1 pseudogene is annotated in these 240 nt (G+C 65.0%); it reads left to right on the top strand.

Annotated features, from left to right (window positions below):
- Positions 1-216: pseudogene (locus tag FS767_RS22565) on the top strand (branched-chain amino acid ABC transporter permease); the annotation flags it as partial.
- Positions 217-240: the final 24 nt, after the last annotated feature.

Genomic DNA, 240 nt, shown 5'->3' on the forward strand with positions numbered 1-240 from the left:
CTGGCCATCGTGGTACTGGGCGGCCTGGGCTCCACCGTCGGGGTGGTGGTCTCGGCCTTCGTCATGACCCTGCTGTTCGAGCTGCTGCGCGAATTCGGCGACATCCGCATGCTGGTGTTCGGCGTGCTCATGGTGGTGATGATGATGTGGCGGCCGCGTGGCCTGATCCGTATCGCCCGCAGTGGCTTCGCGATTCGCAAGGGAGTGGCGCCGTGAGCGACAACATTCTGACCGTCAGCG

The organism is Pseudomonas sp. DE0010, from assembly GCF_007680745.1.
Classification (GTDB): domain Bacteria; phylum Pseudomonadota; class Gammaproteobacteria; order Pseudomonadales; family Pseudomonadaceae; genus Aquipseudomonas; species Aquipseudomonas parafulva_B.